The organism is Bisbaumannia pacifica, from assembly GCF_007989625.1.
GTDB classification, from domain to species: Bacteria; Pseudomonadota; Gammaproteobacteria; order Pseudomonadales; family Halomonadaceae; genus Bisbaumannia; species Bisbaumannia pacifica.
Map to the genome: position 1 here is coordinate 1 of NZ_BJUK01000015.1, position 15277 is coordinate 15277.

The 15277-nt window shown below is 69.9% G+C and carries 16 protein-coding genes; 4 read left to right on the forward strand and 12 right to left on the reverse strand.

Going from position 1 to position 15277, the window contains the following annotated elements; genetic code table 11:
• A partial coding sequence (locus HPA02_RS08135; RefSeq protein ID WP_222593981.1) for a hypothetical protein occupies positions 1-301 on the forward strand: 301 nt, incomplete at its 5' end.
• Between the two features lie 138 nt (positions 302-439).
• On the opposite strand, the gene murB is transcribed toward HPA02_RS08135, so the two are convergent.
• From murB to HPA02_RS08180, 9 genes are all read right to left on the reverse strand, one after another.
• Positions 440-1474 (reverse strand): UDP-N-acetylmuramate dehydrogenase, encoded by a 1035-nt coding sequence (gene murB, locus HPA02_RS08140; RefSeq protein WP_244945891.1) that lies wholly within the window; start codon positions 1472-1474, stop codon positions 440-442.
• Complete coding sequence (locus tag HPA02_RS18430; RefSeq protein ID WP_232341115.1) at positions 1471-1947, reverse strand: low molecular weight protein-tyrosine-phosphatase; 477 nt, start codon at positions 1945-1947, stop codon at positions 1471-1473. The genes murB and HPA02_RS18430 overlap by 4 nt, the downstream gene beginning before the upstream one ends.
• The gene (gene kdsB / locus HPA02_RS08150) at positions 1947-2729 is read right to left on the reverse strand and encodes a 3-deoxy-manno-octulosonate cytidylyltransferase (RefSeq protein WP_146802687.1); all 783 of its coding nucleotides are present in this window, start codon (positions 2727-2729) and stop codon (positions 1947-1949) included. Before kdsB ends, HPA02_RS18430 begins: the two co-directional genes overlap by 1 nt.
• Positions 2726-2929: a Trm112 family protein gene (locus tag HPA02_RS08155; protein ID WP_146802688.1), complete on the reverse strand. Its 204-nt coding sequence runs from the start codon at positions 2927-2929 to the stop codon at positions 2726-2728. Before HPA02_RS08155 ends, kdsB begins: the two co-directional genes overlap by 4 nt.
• 2 nt (positions 2930-2931) lie before the next feature.
• On the reverse strand, positions 2932-3954 hold the full coding sequence (gene lpxK / locus HPA02_RS08160) for a tetraacyldisaccharide 4'-kinase (RefSeq protein WP_146802689.1): 1023 nt from the start codon (positions 3952-3954) through the stop codon (positions 2932-2934).
• An 82-nt stretch (positions 3955-4036) separates the two neighbouring features.
• Positions 4037-5782, reverse strand: coding sequence for a lipid A export permease/ATP-binding protein MsbA (gene msbA, locus HPA02_RS08165; RefSeq protein ID WP_244945892.1), 1746 nt, complete (start codon positions 5780-5782; stop codon positions 4037-4039).
• Positions 5783-5792: 10 nt separating this feature from the next.
• Positions 5793-6206, reverse strand: a complete 414-nt coding sequence (locus HPA02_RS08170; protein ID WP_146802691.1) for an ExbD/TolR family protein — start codon at positions 6204-6206, stop codon at positions 5793-5795.
• The gene (locus HPA02_RS08175; protein WP_186809955.1) at positions 6203-6859 is read right to left on the reverse strand and encodes a MotA/TolQ/ExbB proton channel family protein; all 657 of its coding nucleotides are present in this window, start codon (positions 6857-6859) and stop codon (positions 6203-6205) included. Before HPA02_RS08175 ends, HPA02_RS08170 begins: the two co-directional genes overlap by 4 nt.
• A gap of 28 nt (positions 6860-6887) precedes the next feature.
• On the reverse strand, positions 6888-9182 hold the full coding sequence (locus tag HPA02_RS08180; protein WP_146802692.1) for a DNA internalization-related competence protein ComEC/Rec2: 2295 nt from the start codon (positions 9180-9182) through the stop codon (positions 6888-6890).
• A 95-nt stretch (positions 9183-9277) separates the two neighbouring features.
• Here HPA02_RS08180 and HPA02_RS08185 point away from each other — a divergent pair, with 95 nt between their 5' ends.
• A complete protein-coding gene (locus HPA02_RS08185; RefSeq protein WP_146802693.1) occupies positions 9278-9820 on the forward strand; it encodes a DUF2062 domain-containing protein in 543 nt (180 codons plus the stop codon).
• Positions 9821-9873: 53 nt separating this feature from the next.
• Here HPA02_RS08185 and HPA02_RS08190 read toward each other — a convergent pair whose 3' ends face one another.
• Both HPA02_RS08190 and HPA02_RS08195 read right to left on the reverse strand, forming a co-directional pair.
• Complete coding sequence (locus HPA02_RS08190; RefSeq protein ID WP_232341109.1) at positions 9874-10584, reverse strand: ABC transporter ATP-binding protein; 711 nt, start codon at positions 10582-10584, stop codon at positions 9874-9876.
• A gap of 13 nt (positions 10585-10597) precedes the next feature.
• Positions 10598-11839 carry a lipoprotein-releasing ABC transporter permease subunit gene (locus tag HPA02_RS08195; protein ID WP_146802694.1) on the reverse strand — a complete coding sequence of 414 codons (1242 nt, stop codon included), beginning with the start codon at positions 11837-11839 and terminating at the stop codon, positions 10598-10600.
• A gap of 252 nt (positions 11840-12091) precedes the next feature.
• On the opposite strand from HPA02_RS08195, the gene HPA02_RS08200 reads away from it, so the two are divergent.
• Entirely contained in the window at positions 12092-13126 is a 1035-nt protein-coding gene (locus HPA02_RS08200) for an agmatine deiminase family protein (protein ID WP_146802695.1), read from the forward strand.
• 24 nt (positions 13127-13150) lie between these two features.
• Positions 13151-14050 carry a carbon-nitrogen hydrolase gene (locus tag HPA02_RS08205; RefSeq protein ID WP_146802696.1) on the forward strand — a complete coding sequence of 300 codons (900 nt, stop codon included), beginning with the start codon at positions 13151-13153 and terminating at the stop codon, positions 14048-14050.
• Between the two features lie 255 nt (positions 14051-14305).
• Here the strand turns inward: HPA02_RS08205 and HPA02_RS08210 are convergent, their stop codons facing one another.
• The gene (locus HPA02_RS08210) at positions 14306-15253 is read right to left on the reverse strand and encodes a Nudix family hydrolase (protein ID WP_146802749.1); all 948 of its coding nucleotides are present in this window, start codon (positions 15251-15253) and stop codon (positions 14306-14308) included.
• Positions 15254-15277: the final 24 nt, after the last annotated feature.

Below are 15277 nucleotides of genomic sequence, written 5' to 3' on the forward strand. Positions count from 1 at the left end.
GCCGGAAGCCAAGGCCCAGGACGCCAAGCCCGAGGCAAAAGCCGAGACCAAGCCCGAGGTGAAGCAAGAGGCCAAGCCAGAAGCTAAGCCCGAGGCCAAAGCCGAAGCCAAGCCCGAGGTGAAGCAAGAGGCCAAGCCAGAAGCCAAAGCCGAAGCCAAGCCCGAGGCCAAAGCCGAAGCTAAGGACGAAGCCAAGCAAGCGGCCAAGGCCGAGGCCACACCAACTCGTCGCCGCCGCCGTCGGGCGCATAACGATCCCCGCGAGCAACGTCGTCGGGAGCAGACCGAAGACGGCCAGTAAGGCACAGGCCCCGCCTCGTGCGGGGCCTCTTGGCTTCTTACCCAAGGCCTGACCAAGGCCTAACGACAAAGGCCCGTGGCGATTGCCACGGGCCTTTGTCGTTAGGGCACGGTCGTTAGGGCGCGAAAATACCAGGGATCAGTCGAAGCGCCCCATTAGCCGCGGCTCCCGCTCCAGCTCCACTCCGAAGCGACTCCGCACCCGCTCGGCGACCCGCTCGGCGAAGGCCAGCAGGCCCCGGGCATCGCCGCCGCCATGGTGGACCAGCACCAGGGCCTGGCGCTCGTGAACGCCGAAGGGCCCCTCTCGCCAGCCCTTGAGGCCGCACTGATCGATCAACCAGCCGGCGGCCAGCTTGACCCGCCCATCGGGCTGGGCGAAGTGCGGCATCGCCGGATGGTCATCGATCAACGCCTCGGCCTGGGCCGCGGATACCAGCGGGTTCTTGAAGAAACTCCCGGCATTGGCCAGCTCGCCGGGGTCGGGCAGCTTCTCGCGGCGAATGGCGCAGACTGCCTCGGCCACGTCCCTAGGGGTGGGCGCCTTGCCGACCCGTTGCCCCAGGTCGCCGTAGTCGAGCCGGGGCCGGGAACGCGTCGAGAGCCGCAAGCGCAGGTGGGTAATCATCACCCGACCGGCCAGTTCGCCCTTGAAGAGGCTATCGCGATAGCCGAAGGCGCACTCTTCGACGCTCAGGGTCTCGGCGCGACCATCGTCCAGGTGACGCAGCTCCACCGCCTCCAGCACCTCGGCCAACTCGACCCCGTAGGCGCCGATATTCTGGATCGGCGCGGCGCCGCACTGCCCCGGGATCAGCGCCAGGTTCTCCAGGCCCCAGAGGCCGCGAACGGCCATGGCCATCACCAGGGCGTGCCAGTCATGCCCCGCCGCCACCCGCACCTCGACGCTGCCGTCGGCCCTCGGGGTCAGCTCGCAGTCACTGAAGCCGGGCTGCAGCACCAGTCCGTCCTGGTACGGGGCGAGGATCAGGTTGCTGCCACCGCCCAGCAGGCTCACCGGCCAGCCCCGCTGCGCCGCCAGGGCCAGGGCCGGCGCCAGATCGGCCTCCCGGGTCAGGCGCATGAAATGCGCCGCCCGGGCGCTCAGTCCCAGGGTATTCAGGCCGTCGAGGGGATGCTCACCGCGCAACTCGGGATATGAGGCCTCGCTCACGGACGCGCCTCCAGGCGACGTTCGAGCTCCGCCACCAGGCCATCGGCGGCGGCTTCCACCAGGTCGAGGACACGATCGAAGCCCTCGGCGCCGCCATAGTAGGGGTCGGGTACCGCCTGGCCGGGGCTCCCGGCGAAGTCGAGGAAGAGCCCCAGGTGGGCCCGGCAGTCGGCGGGACGGCGTGCTTCCAGTTCCGCCAGGTTGGCGTGATCCATGGCCAGCAGGTAATCGAAGGCGTGGAAATCGTCGTCATGCAGCTGACGGGCGCGCAGCGCCGCGAGGTCGTAGCCACGGGTCGCCGCGGCGGCGCGGGTACGCGGATCCGGTGCCTTGCCGATATGCCAACCGGCAGTGCCGCAGGAGTCCACGTCGACTCGCTCGGCGAGCCCCGCGGCCCCTAGCCGCTGGCGGAAGACACCCTCGGCGGTGGGCGAGCGGCAGATATTACCCAGACAGACGAAGAGCACCCGCATCACGCCTGCCCCCCCTGCCCTGCCACCAGGGCCCGTACCCGCGCCAGGTCCTCGGCGGTATCGACACCGGCGGGATGGGGCTCCCGGCTCAGGGCCACCAGGATACGCCGGCCATGCTGGAGGGCACGCAGCTGTTCCAGCTGTTCCAGTTGCTCCAGGGGGGTGGGCCGCCAGTCGCGGTAGTCGCGCAGGAAGCGGGCACGGTAGGCATAGAGGCCGATATGGCGCAGCCAGGCGTCGCTGCTCAGCCGCTCCGGGCGGGACTCGCGATCCCAAGCCTCCCTATCCCAGGGCAGGGGCGCCCGGGAAAAATAGAGGGCGGCACCGCTCAGGTCCCGCACCACCTTGACCACATTGGGGTTGAAGAGCGTCTCCACGTCATGGATCGGCTCCGCCAGGGTGGCCATGGCCGCCGTATCATCATCCGCCAGGCGCTGGGCCACCTGATCGATCAACGCCGGCGGCAACAGCGGTTCGTCGCCCTGGACGTTGACCAGGATCGCCTCATCGCCCAGGCCCAGCGCATCGGCCACCTCGGCCAGGCGATCGGTGCCGGAGGGGTGATCGGCGCGGGTCATCAGCGCCTCGCCGCCGGCCGCCTCGACCGCGTCACGAATGCGCGCGTCGTCGGTGGCCACCACCACCCGGTCGGCGCCGCTGGCCCGGGCCTGGCGCCAGACCCGCACCACCATGGGCTCGCCGGCGATCTCCAACAGCGGCTTGCCGGGCAGCCGCGAGGAGGCGTAGCGCGCCGGAATTACCGCGATCACCCCCTGGCTCATGGCGTCGCCCCCGGCCCCTTGCCGAGCTTCTCGTCCACGTCCATGACCCGGGCTTCCTCCTCCAGCATCACCGGAATGCCGTCGCGAATCGGGAAGGCCAGGCCATCATAGTGGCACCTGAGCTCGGCGGCCTCGCGGTCGTACTTGAGCTTGCCCTGGCAGAGCGGGCAGACCAGCATGGCCAGCAATTCCTTGTCCATCGTTATCTCTCCCGTGTCGGGACTGGGTTCAGGGTATCGAGCCGCCCGTCGAGCCACTCGATGAAAGTCGTCTCGGGCCGCGCTTCCACCTCCAGGGCCCAGCAGGCCGGGGAGGCGAAATCGCGGCACTTGACCGCATCCTTGGCGGTCATCACCACCGGGCGATCATCGCCGAAATCGAGATCGGCGGCCACGAAGCGGTGGTGATCGGCGTAGGGGTGCGGCGTCACCGCCAGGCCCAGGCGTGCCAGGGCAGCGAAGAAGCGCCCCGGGTTGCCGATCCCCGCCACCCCATGCACCGGCCCGGTGAAGGGCGGCGGACTCAGCGGGCGGGCCTCGCCGTCGGCGACCCGGCGCCAGGCGCTGGGCTCGAGGGTCATCCGATGGGCTCCCTCCGGGGGCGAGAAGGCCGGCTCGCCGTTGATCAACACCGCATCCACGCTGGCCAACCGCGCCAGGGGCTCCCGCAGGGGCCCGGCGGGCAGGCAGCGACCATTGCCGAAGCCCCGGGCGCCATCCACCACCACCAGCTCCAGGTCGCGCCCCAGGGCCAGGTGCTGGAGGCCATCGTCGCTAATCAGGATATCGCAGCCCGCTTCCAGCAGGCATCGGGCGCCCCGGGGGCGATCCGGATCCACCACCAGGGGCACCCCGGCCTGGGCCGCCAGCATCGCCGGCTCGTCGCCGCAGGCCGCCACCGGGGTCTCGGCGCTGACCCTCAGCGGGTAGTCGTCGCTACTTCCCCCATACCCCCGGGAGAGGATGCCCGGCGCATGGCCCCGGGCCTGGAGGTGTTCGGCCAGCCAGGCCACCAGGGGCGACTTGCCGGTGCCGCCGAGGGTCAGGTTACCCACCACGATCACCGGCACCGGCGCCCGCCAGACCGGCTTCTTGCCCTCGGCATAGGCCGCCGCCCGGCGCCTTACCACCCAGCGGTAGAGCGCCTCCAGGGGACGCAGCGGCGCCAGCCAAGGCGCGCCGCGATAGGCCGCCGCCAGCCAGCGCTCGCCAAGACCATCACTCATGCCGGGCGACCTCCTGGCATGGCAGGCCGGGTAAGAGGGCCGCATCGCCGCGCCGCTTGCCAAGGATCATCGAGTTCGAGACTCATGCCGGGGGCGCCTCCTGGAATTGCAGGCGGTGCAGGGCCGCGTAAGCGCCGTCCCGGGCCAGCAGCTCGGCGTGGCGTCCCGCCTCGATGATCTCGCCCTGCTCCATCACCAGGATGCGATCGGCGCGCTCGATGGTGGATAGGCGGTGGGCGATCACGAAGGTGGTGCGCCCCTGGCAGAGGGTCTCCAGGGCACGCTGGATATAGCGCTCCGACTCGCTGTCCAGGGCCGAGGTGGCCTCGTCGAGGATCAGGATGGGAGCATCCTTGTAGATGGCCCGGGCGATGGCCAGGCGCTGGCGCTGGCCGCCGGAGAGCATCACGCCGTTGTCGCCCACCACGGTGGAATAGCCCTCGGGCAGGCGCTCGATAAATTCGTGGGCATAGGCGGCGCGGGCCGCCGCCTCCACCGCCGCCGGGTCCGGGCGCTCGTCGCCATAGGCGATGTTCTCGGTGATGCTGGCGTTGAACAGGGTCACCTGCTGCGAGACCAGGGCGATCTGGCGGCGCAGCGGCTGCAGACGGTAGTCGTCGAGGGGCGTGCCATCGAGCCGAATGCGGCCGGCGGTCGGCGCGTAGAAGCGCGGCAGCAGGTTGACCAGGGTGGTCTTGCCGCTGCCGGAGCGGCCGACGACGGCGATCATCTCGCCGGGCGCGACCTCGAGGTCGATGCCCTTGAGCACCTCGGGCAGGTCCTCGCCATAGGCGAAGCGTACCCCCTCGAAGGTCAGGCGTCCCTGCAGCCGGGGCACCTCATGGGTCCCCTCGTCGGGCTCCGGCATCTCCTCGAGCAGGCCGAAGAGCTCGGCGGAGGCGGCGATGCCCTTCTGGATCTCGCTGTTGATCTCGGTGAGCTGGCGCACCGGCTTGGCCATCAGCGAGGCGGCGGTGATAAAGGCCACGAACTCGCCGGCGGTCATCTCCTCCATCAGCGCCGGCGCCATGGCTAGCCACACCAGGCCGGCCAGGGCCAGGGCCACCAGCAGCTGGATCACCGGGGTGCTGACCGCCTTGGTCAGCGCCTCCTTCATGCTCTGCTGGCGGTTATCGTCGCTGGCGGCGGCGAAACGGCGCCGCTCGTACTCCTCGGCGCCATGGGTGCGCACCACCCGGTAGCCGGCGAGGGCCTCGGAGGCCACATGGGTGACGTCGCCCATGGAGTGCTGGATACGCCCGGAGAGGCGCCGGAAGCGTTTGCTGGCATAGCTCACCACCCCGGCGATCAGCGGCGTCACGCCGAGGAACACCAGGGTCAGCAGCCAGTTGGTCCATAGCAGGTAACCGAGCAGGCCGAGGACGAAGAGGCCCTCGCGCAGCAGGATGGTGATGGCGTTGCTGGCCGCCCCGGTGACCTGTTCCACATGGTAGGTGACCCGGGAGATCAGGTGACCGCTGGAGTGGGCATCGAAGAAGCGCCCGGGCAGGCGCAGCATATGATCGAACACATTGCAGCGCAGCGCGTGGACCACGTTGCGGGCCACCTGGCTCATGAAGTAGGTGCCGAGGAAGGTCCCTACCCCGCGGGCGGCGAACATGCCCACCACGAACAGCGGCAGGAAGAGGCGAAAGGCGGCATCGGGAGTCTGAATGCCGTCGATCAACTGCTTCATCATCTCCGCCAGAGCGGTACTGGAAGCGGCGTAGATCACATAGCCCAGCACCGCCAGGAGGAAGGACTTCCAGTGGGGCCTGACATAGCCCAGCAGACGCTTGTAGAGATTCCAGCCCGATTGCTGTGTCACGGTGACTCCGTTACGGCGTGGTGGCGTCACCCTCGCGGGTGGCGATACGAATGCGTTGAATGCCCAGGCGGCCGGCCAGGTCCAGGGCGGTGACCACGGCGGCGTGGGCGGCGCGGCCATCGGCCTCGAGAACCAGCCCGTGTTCCCGGGCCGCCTCGGCCCGCTCGTCCAGGGCGGCCCTCAGGCCCGTGGCCGCCAGGGGCTCCCCGGCCAGGCGATACTCGCCCTCGGCGGTGATCACCAGGGTCACCGGCGACGCCTCCAGGGGCGCGGCCTCACGGCTCTGGGGCAGGATCAGCTCCAGGGCCTGGCGGGTCTCGAAGGTGGTGGAGACCATAAAGAAGATCAACAGCAGGAAGACCACGTCGATCAGCGGGGTCAGGTTGACCTCCACCGCATCGCGCCGCCGCCGGGGAAACTTCATGCCCGGGCCTCCGCCGCCCCACCGCGACGATCATCGAGGCGGACCTCGCCCTGATGATGGGCCAGGTACTCCACCAGCAGCCCCGCCTGCTCCTCCATGCGCACCGTGATGTCCTCCACCCGGCGCTGGAAGTAGCGATGGAACATCAGTGCCGGGATCGCCACCGTCAGGCCGGCGGCGGTGGTCACCAGGGCCCGGGAGATGCCCCCGGCCAGGTCGGCGGTGCGCTCCACCCCGTCGGCGGTGACGATCACCGAGAAGACCTCGATCATCCCCACCACGGTGCCCAGCAGGCCGATCAAGGGAGTGATGGCGGCGATGGTGCCCAGGGGACTGAGGAAGCGCTCCATGTCGTGGATCACCGCGGTGGCCGCCTCCTGAAGGCGGGCGCGGACCTGCTCGTGGCCGAGGCGCGCATTGCGCAGCCCCGCCGCCAGGATGCCGCCCAGGGGCGAGTGCCCTTCCAACCAGTAGAGATTGACCTGGCCCTGATCGATCAGGGTACAGACCTCCTGCCCCAGGCCCAGGGGCGCGATGCGCCCGGCGCGCAGGGTCCAGAGGCGTTCGATGATGATCACCATGGCCACCAGGGAGCAGCCGAGCAGCGGAATCATCAACCAGCCCCCCGCGATCAGGGCATCGAGCAGTTCCATCGAGGGCATCTCCCGTCCGTGCCAAGCGTCACCGGCCGAGGCCGATCCATGGCGGCGATTCTACCCCATGGCAACGCCCACCGACACCGGCCCAGGGGATCCGACGCTGGGGCGCGATCCGCGTCTCCGGCCCCAGCCGCAGGGTCAGGGCGCCATCCAGGGCGGTACTCCACTGGCAGCTACCCTGGCGGGCGAAGCGCCGCACCACCTCGTCGTCGGGATGCCCGAAGGGGTTGTCGCGCCCGGCGCTATAGATCACTTGACGCGGTCGCAGCCGCTCCACGAACTGCGGCCCGGAGCTGCCGCGACTGCCGTGGTGGCCCGCCACCAGCACGTCCAGGGGCGTCGGCACCTGGCGCAGGATACGCCGCTCCACTTCGCGGCCCACGTCGCCGGTGATCAACACCCGCCGTTCGCCCGCGCTGACCAGCAGCACGCAGGAGCTATCGTTGCCGCGGTACGCCGGCCGTGGCCCGGGCGGCGGCCAGAGCAGGCGAAAGTCGACGCCGTCCCAGCGCCAGGCCTGGCCCGCCTGACAGGGCGCGAAGGGCACGCCGATCGCCTCGCCCCGGGGCGCCAGCCAATCCCCCACCCGATGCTCGGCCAGCGCCGGCACCCCGCCGGCATGATCCAGGTCGGCATGGCTGATGATCACTCGATCGAAGCGCCGCCCCGGCGGCCAGAGCCCGGCCAGAGGCGTATAGCCGCTGGTGAAGCGGGGGCCGGCATCATAGAGGAGGCGGTGGTTGGCGGTGGCGATCTCCACCGACTGGCCCTGGCCCACGTCCCACACCCGCAGCGTCGCCTCGCCGGGCGCCGGCGCGGGCGGCATCAGCCACAGCGGCAGCGTCATCAGCCAGGCGCTGACCAGGGTCCGCCAGCCCCAGGCCAGGCCGGGAAGCGCCCAGGTCAGGGCCAGCAGCCCCAGCCCGAGGGCCAGCGGGAGGCGCTCCCAGGGCTCGGGATACCAGGGCGGCAACCAGCGCAGGCTCGCTTCCAGCAGCGCCTCGAGGGCGACCACCAGCTCGGCGAACAGCCACCAGCAGGCCCCCGACAGCGGTGGCGCCCAGGCCAGCAACCAACCCAGCAGTCCCAGGGGCACCAGCGCCAGGCTGACCAGGGGCACCGCGAGCAGATTGACCAGGGGCGCCGCCGTGGCCAGCCGATCGAAGGCCAGCAATACCGCCGCGGCCATCCACGGCGCCAGCAGCCACTGGGTACGCACCAGGGCCCATAGCCAGCCGCGCACGCCCCAGGGACGCGGCCGCCCCTGCCAGATCAGGATCAACAGCGCCACCGCCAGGAAGGAGAGCCACAGCCCGGGACGCCACAGCGACAGGGGGTCGAGCAGCAGCACCACGGCCAGCGCCAGCCACCACCCCTGCCAGGGCCCCGGGGCATGGCGCCCGCTGGCCACCCAGAGGCCGATCAGGGCCATCACCAGGGCGCGCAGCGCCGGCGGCGCCAACCCCGCCAGGCCGGCATAGGCGCCGGTGGCCAACGCCGCCAGCCACCAGGGCCAGAGCGCCAGCCGCCAGGCCCGGGGCGTCACCAGGCGCGCGACGCCTCGCCCCAGCAGCAGCGCAAAACCGGCCACCAGCCCCACATGCAGCCCCGAGATGACCACCAGGTGGGTGGTCCCGGTGGCATTGAGGCGCTCCCAGTCGGCCGGGGTCAGCGCCTCGCTGGCACCCAGGGTCAGGGCCGCCAACCAGCGCCGGGCGCCGTCAGGCAGCTCCCGCGACGCGAGATGGGCCAGGGCCAGGTCCCGCGGCGAGGGCGCGGCCGGCGCCAGGCGCTCGGGTACCGGCTCGGCACGCACATAGCCGGTGGCATCGATGCCCTCCCGCCATAACCAGGCGCGATAATCGAAGCCGGAGGGGTTGCTGAGCCCTGCGGGCGGCCGTAGCCGCACCGCCAGGCGCCAGGACTCCCCCGCCGCCATCTGGTCGGGAGGGGCATAATGGCTTAGGCGAAGCTGGCGCAGGGTATCGCAGGGCAGTCGGCCGGCCTCCAGGGGAACGCAGGCCGCCACATCCAGGCGCAGGCGCGCCAGTGCCCCCTGGTGACGCACCTCGGTCAGGCGCCCCTCGACGACCAGGGTCTGGCGAGACAACCCCTCGGCTAGCTCGGCCTGCTGGCGCCAGAGCAGCTGGCCGGCGGTCACGGCGACCACCAGCAGCAGTAGCAGCGCCCCGCGATGGCGGCGCAGCCCCAGCGCCAGCAGCACCCCGGCCTCGATCAGCCCCGGCGGCGCCAGGTACCCCAACAGGGTGCCGGCGATGGCGGCCAGCGCCAGGGGCCAGGCCCATCCGATACGCATTCCCTTGCTCCCGCCGCCACCCGGCACGGCGATGGCGACCCATGATGCTTGTATGGATAATAGCCGGATCGCCGTCAGCCCACTGCGAGACTTCGATGCCGCGCCGCCTGTTACAGCGCTACATGCCCCATCCGGAGACGCTCAAGCGCAACCGCTCGTTGCGCTTCATGAGCCATTGGATCGGCAGCCCCTCCCTGTGGGTGCTGTCGCGGCGTGGCGTGGCCAATGCCTTTATGGTCGGCCTGTTCAGCGCCCTGCTGCCGATCCCCTTCCAGATGGTGGTGGCCGCCTTCGGCGCCTGGCTGCTGCGCTGCAACCTGCCGCTGTCGGTGGGCCTGGTGTGGATCACCAACCCCCTGACCATGCCGCTGATCTTCTATGGCAACTATCGCCTCGGTGCCTGGCTGCTCGACACCCCGGCCCGGGAGGTCCCGGACCAACTCTCCACACGCTGGGTGGCGGAACAGCTGCTGGAGATCCTGCCGACCCTGGCCCTGGGCTCCCTGGTGGCGGCGGTGGCGGTGGGCCTGGTCGCCAACCTGGGCGTCAGGCTGCTGTGGCGCTGGCACGTGGTGCGCAGCTGGAAGCGGCGGCGCCATCACCGACGCCGTCGCCGCGGCGACGAACCCAGCGCCTGAACGACGACGGCGCCCGAAGGCGCCGTCATCCATGCAGATCGCGAACCGGCCGGCTACTCCGGCTGCAGCCGCCCCTCGTTGAGGCGCAGCACCCGGTCCTGATGGGCGGCCAGGGCCGGGTCGTGGGTCACCACCACGAAGGCGCAGGCGGCGCTCGAGGCCAGTTCGTCCATCAATGCCAGGATGCTGGCGGCGGTGTGCTGATCCAGGTTGCCGGTGGGCTCGTCCATCAGCACCAGGCTGGGGTCGGTGATCAGCGCTCGGGCGATGGCCACCCGCTGACGCTCGCCGCCGGAGAGCTCGCCGGGCTTGTGGTCGCCGCGCGCCGCCATGCCCACCCGCTCGAGGATCCCCGCCGCCCTCGCCACCGCCTCATGGCGCTTCTGACCACGGATGATCAGCGGCAGGGCGGCGTTCTCCAGGGCGGTCAGCTCCGCCAGCAGATGGTGAAACTGGTAGACGAAGCCGATATGGCGATTGCGAAAGCGCCCCAGGGCCGCCTCGCCGAGTTCGGCCAGGCACTGCCCCGCCACCTTGACGCTGCCGCCACTGGGACGGTCGAGACCACCCAGCAGGTTGAGCAGGGTGGTCTTGCCGGAGCCGGAGCTGCCCACCACCGCGACCCGCTCGCCGGCGCGCACGCCGAGGTCCAGCTCGTGCAGCACGGTCAAGTCCTGGGGCCCCTCCCGATAGGTCTTGGTCAGGCCCTCGCAACTCAGCATCACCGGCGCCTCGCCGCGCGCTCCCTGAACGACGTCTTGCATAGTGGCTCCTTGGCTATTCATAGCGCAGCACCTCAGCGGGCTGGACACGGGAGGCCTTCCAGGCGGGATAGAGGGTCGACAGGAAGGTCAGCACCAGGGCCGCGGCGACGATATTGATGACATCGCTCCAGATCAGCCGCGACGGCAGATAGCTGATGAAATAGACCCCGGCGTCGAGGAACTGGATGCCGAACAGCGCCTCGAACCAGCCGATGATATCGGCGATGCCCAGGGCCAGCAGCACCCCGGCCACCACCCCGATAAGGATGCCGATCAGGCCGATGGCCAGCCCCTGGACGATAAAGATGCCCATGATGGAGGCCGGCGTGGCACCGATGGTGCGCAGGATGGCGATATCGGCGTGCTTGTCGGTGACCACCATCACCAGGGTCGAGACGATATTGAAGGCGGCCACGGCGATGATCACCGTCAGCAACAGGCCGATCATGCGCTTCTCCATCTGGATCGCCTGGAAAAGGTTGCCGTGGGAGTAGGTCCAGTCGAGGCCACGATAGCCGCCGCCCAGCTCATCGATGATGGCCCGGGTCTCGTCGCCGGCCACGAAGAGGTCGTCGAGCTCCAGGCGCAGCCCCTCTACGGCCTCGCCCAGGCGCGCCAGGGTCTGCATGTCCTCGATATTGGCGTAGGCCAGGCTGGCGTCCAGGTCGGCCCCGACGCTGAAGATACCGCTCACCGTGAAGCGCTTGAGGCGTGGGAAGACCCCCGCCGGGGTGATCGAGGCCTCGGGCACCAGCAGGGTCACCCGGTCGCCCACCCCGACGCCCAGCTGGCGCGCCAAGAGCGAGCCGAGCACGATGTTCCACTCGCCGGGCTGGAGCTCATCCAGGCTGCCCTCGCGCATATGCTCGTCGATAATGGAAACGCGCCCCTCCCACTCGGGATGGACACCGTTGACCATAGCCCCCTGGTTGCGTCCGCCCACCGAGAACATGCCCTGCTGTTCCACATAAGGGGCGGCGCCGATCACCCGCTCGCGCTGGGTGAGGCGTTCGGCCAGGGCCTGCCACTCCACCAGGCCGCCGCGGGCCTCGATCTTGGTATGGGGCACCATGCCCAGGATGCGGGTGCGCAGCTCCTGGTCGAAGCCGTTCATCACCGACAGCACCAGGATCAGCACCGCCACCCCCAGGGTGAGGCCCAGCATCGAAGTCATGGAGATAAAGGAGATAAAGTGGTTGCGCCGTTTGGCGCGGACATAACGCAATCCCAGCAGGAAAGGCAGACGGTCGAGCATCGCAATCGATTCCTTGTCAGCGGGCGCCCATGGTACGGTTTTTCGTTACGGCCTGCACGGCAGAGCCAGGGTTATCCGTGGCCATTGCCGGTGTCATCGCCAAGAGGCGCTGGGGGCAGTCCCGGGCCCCAACGGCTGGCCTAGACTCACGGAAATCGCCCTACAGGGCCGCTATTCTGGGCTTGCATCGCGGGCGACGCCACCCTAAATTGCGCCCTTTCCCGCCCCGGCGACACAGGAAGAGAAGACCCCATGGCCAAGCGCTTGTTCCCCGAGTGGCATCCCCAGGACGCCATCCAGCTCACCTGGCCGAGCCCGACCAGCGACTGGGCCCCCCAGTTGAGCCTGATCGAGGCCACCCTGGAGGCCATGGTGGTGGCCATCGCCCGCTACCAGCGGGTGCTGATCGCCGTGCCCAGCGAGGCCGACCGGGCGCGCCTGGCCGAGCGCTTCGCCCACCGCGGCGTGGCCGCCGAGCGGCTGACCCTGGTCGTCGCCGTCGCCGACGACACCTGGGCCCGGGACCATGGCCCCATCGGCATCGAACACGACGGCCGGGTGGAGCTGCTCGACTACGTCTTCACCGGCTGGGGCGGCAAGTTCGAGGCCGGCCTCGACAACACCCTGAGCCGGCGCCTGGCCGAGGCGGGCGTCTTCGCCGCGCCCCTGACCTCCCGGGCGCTGATCCTCGAGGGTGGCGGCATCGAGAGCGACGGCGAGGGCACCCTGCTGACCACCGAGGCCTGCCTGCTCAACCCCAACCGCAACGCCGGCCTGGATCGCGCCGCTATCGAGGCACACCTGGCCGAAGACTTCGGCGTCACACGGGTGCTGTGGCTGCGCCACGGCCACTTGGAGGGGGACGACACCGACAGCCATATCGATACCCTGGCGCGCTTCTGCGCCCCCGGGACCATCGCCTATGTGCGCTGCGACGACCCGAACGACCCCCACCATGCGGCGCTCTCGGCCATGGAGGCGGAGCTGGAGGCCCTGAGGCGCGCCGACGGCCAGGCCTACCGGCTGATTCCGCTGCCCTGGCCGACGCCCTGCTTCGACCCGGAGGACGGCCACCGCCTGCCGGCCACCTACGCCAACTTCCTGATCATCAACGGCGCCGTGCTGGTGCCCACCTATGGCGACGCGGCGGACAGCCGGGCCCTGGCGGCCCTGGCCGAGGCCTTCCCGGATCGGGATATCCTGCCCATCGACTGTTCGGTGGTGATTCGCCAACATGGCAGCCTGCACTGCCTGACCATGCAGCTGCCCCGGGGCAGCATGGCCTGACGGCCCGAACGACGGAGAGAGACGATGACCAAGACCCTGAAGGTGGGCCTGGTACAACAGGCCGCCTGGCCCGACAAGGCGAAGAGCCTGGCCGAGAGCGAAGCCCGGGTGCGCGAGCTGGCCGCCCAGGGCGCCCAGTTGGTGCTGCTCCAGGAACTCCACGCCACCCACTACTTCTGTCAGTACGAGGATCCCGACCTCTTCGACCTGGCCGAGCCCCTGGACGGCCCCACCGGCAGCCGTCTGGCGGCGCTCGCCGCGGAGCTGGATATCGTCCTGGTGGGCTCGCTGTTCGAGCGCCGCGCCGCCGGCCTCTACCACAACACCGCGGTGGTCTATGACCGCGCCCAGGGGGCGGTGGGTCACTACCGCAAGATGCATATCCCCGACGATCCGGCCTTCTACGAGAAGTTCTACTTCACTCCTGGCGATGCCGACGGCCCCGGCCAGGGCTTCGCCCCCATCGAGACCTCCCTGGGGCGCCTCGGGGTGCTGGTGTGCTGGGATCAATGGTACCCGGAGGCGGCGCGACTGATGGCCCTGGCCGGCGCCGAGCTGCTGCTCTACCCCACCGCCATCGGCTGGCATCCGCCGGACGACGCCGCCGAGAAGGGGCGCCAGAAGGAGGCCTGGACGCTGATCCAGCGCGCCCATGGCGTAGCCAACGGCCTGCCGGTGGTGGTCGCCAACCGGGTCGGCCACGAGCCCGACCACTCCGGGGTCGGCCCGGGCATCGACTTCTGGGGCGGCAGCTTTATCTGCGGCCCCCAGGGCGAGCTGCTGGCCCACGCCGGCGAGCAGGCCCAGACCCTGCTGGTGGAGGTCGATATGGCCCGTGGCGAGGAGACCCGGCGGATCTGGCCGTACCTTCGCGACCGCCGCATCGACGCCTATGGCGAGCTGACGCGTAGATACCGGGACTAGAGTGAGGTTCTTCGTAGTTCAGCGTGAAGCCACGACATAGCTGATCTCCGGCTTGCCACTGTGGGAGTCCGGATTCCGGACGATTGGGTGACGCAGTCGCCCTGACGCCTGGCGGCACCAATCGCTCGGAAGAATCCGAGCTCCCACAGAAACCACGGTGGCGGCTTGAGGGGGAGGCCGGAAAACAAGATACCCCCACTAGCATAAGCTGGTGGGGGTATCTTAACGCTTAAAGCTTACAGCTCTAGGCTGGGGTCACTTCCAGAAATCGCGGATCGAGGCGATCCCCTGGGCGCCCACGGCGCGGGCATGGTCGGCATCGTATCGGGTCATGCCACCGAGCGCGAAGACCGGCATCCCGGCGGTCTCGACCAGTTGCTGGAAGTCGTGCCAGCCCAGCGGCGCCACCTCCGGGTGGGACGGCGTGGTGCGCAGCGGCGACAGGGTCACGAAATCGCAGCCGATGCGCGCGGCCTGCTCCAACTGCGCCTTGTCGTGGGTGGAAGCGGAGAGCCACTTGCCCTCGGCGATGGGGCGCCGCTCCAGCTGCATCAGCCGCTCGCTGGTCAGGTGGATGCCGTCGGCATCGACGGCCTCCAGCAGCTCCGGCTCGCCATTGAGCAGCAGCTGGGCGCCGTGCTCGCGGCACAGCGCCAGGGCCTTCTCGGCGCGGGCCAGGTAGGCCTCGCGATCCAGCGACTTGGCACGCAGCTGCACCAGGCGTACCCCGTCCTCGGTGAGTGCCCGCGCCAGCTTCTCCAGGAAGACCTCGTCATCGGCCTCCTCGTCGCTGATCAGGTACTCGGTGGGCAACATCACCGCCCGCAGGATCGGCAGGTTGGCCGCCGGGAAGGGGTAGTTGTAGAGCTCTTCCATGGGCACCCAGCGCACCGCCTGACCCTCGCGGCCGAAGGGCTCGCCGGCGAAGTCATGGACCTGCCACACGTCCAGCAGGATATGCTTGTCCGGGTATTCGTGGTGCACGCGGATCAGCGGCTGGGCGCGACGAATCTCCACCCCCAGCTCCTCGTGTAGCTCGCGCTTGAGGGCCTCGAAACCGGTCTCGTAGGGTGCCAGCTTGCCGCCGGGAAACTCCCAGAGCCCGCCCTGATCCACGGTGGAGGGGCGCCGGGCGATCAGCACCTGCCGGCTATCGCGGCTGACGATGGCGGCGGCCGCCACATGAACCCTTCTCTTGACCATTGCGTTCATTACCTTTCCATCATG

Bases quoted from the DNA above. Each gene is read 5' to 3' on its own strand.
- HPA02_RS08200 (WP_146802695.1), top strand. From the start codon at position 12,092: ATGGCCAAGCGCTTGTTCCCCGAGTGGCATCCCCAGGACGCCATCCAG.
- HPA02_RS08185 (WP_146802693.1), top strand. From the start codon at position 9,278: ATGCCGCGCCGCCTGTTACAGCGCTACATGCCCCATCCGGAGACGCTC.
- HPA02_RS08180 (WP_146802692.1), bottom strand. From the start codon at position 9,182: ATGCGTATCGGATGGGCCTGGCCCCTGGCGCTGGCCGCCATCGCCGGC.
- HPA02_RS08190 (WP_232341109.1), bottom strand. From the start codon at position 10,584: ATGCAAGACGTCGTTCAGGGAGCGCGCGGCGAGGCGCCGGTGATGCTG.
- HPA02_RS08170 (WP_146802691.1), bottom strand. From the start codon at position 6,206: ATGAAGTTTCCCCGGCGGCGGCGCGATGCGGTGGAGGTCAACCTGACC.
- HPA02_RS08210 (WP_146802749.1), bottom strand. From the start codon at position 15,253: ATGGTCAAGAGAAGGGTTCATGTGGCGGCCGCCGCCATCGTCAGCCGC.
- kdsB (WP_146802687.1), bottom strand. From the start codon at position 2,729: ATGAGCCAGGGGGTGATCGCGGTAATTCCGGCGCGCTACGCCTCCTCG.
- HPA02_RS08205 (WP_146802696.1), top strand. From the start codon at position 13,151: ATGACCAAGACCCTGAAGGTGGGCCTGGTACAACAGGCCGCCTGGCCC.
- HPA02_RS08195 (WP_146802694.1), bottom strand. From the start codon at position 11,839: ATGCTCGACCGTCTGCCTTTCCTGCTGGGATTGCGTTATGTCCGCGCC.
- lpxK (WP_146802689.1), bottom strand. From the start codon at position 3,954: ATGAGTGATGGTCTTGGCGAGCGCTGGCTGGCGGCGGCCTATCGCGGC.
- HPA02_RS08155 (WP_146802688.1), bottom strand. From the start codon at position 2,929: ATGGACAAGGAATTGCTGGCCATGCTGGTCTGCCCGCTCTGCCAGGGC.
- HPA02_RS08175 (WP_186809955.1), bottom strand. From the start codon at position 6,859: ATGGAACTGCTCGATGCCCTGATCGCGGGGGGCTGGTTGATGATTCCG.
- HPA02_RS18430 (WP_232341115.1), bottom strand. From the start codon at position 1,947: ATGCGGGTGCTCTTCGTCTGTCTGGGTAATATCTGCCGCTCGCCCACC.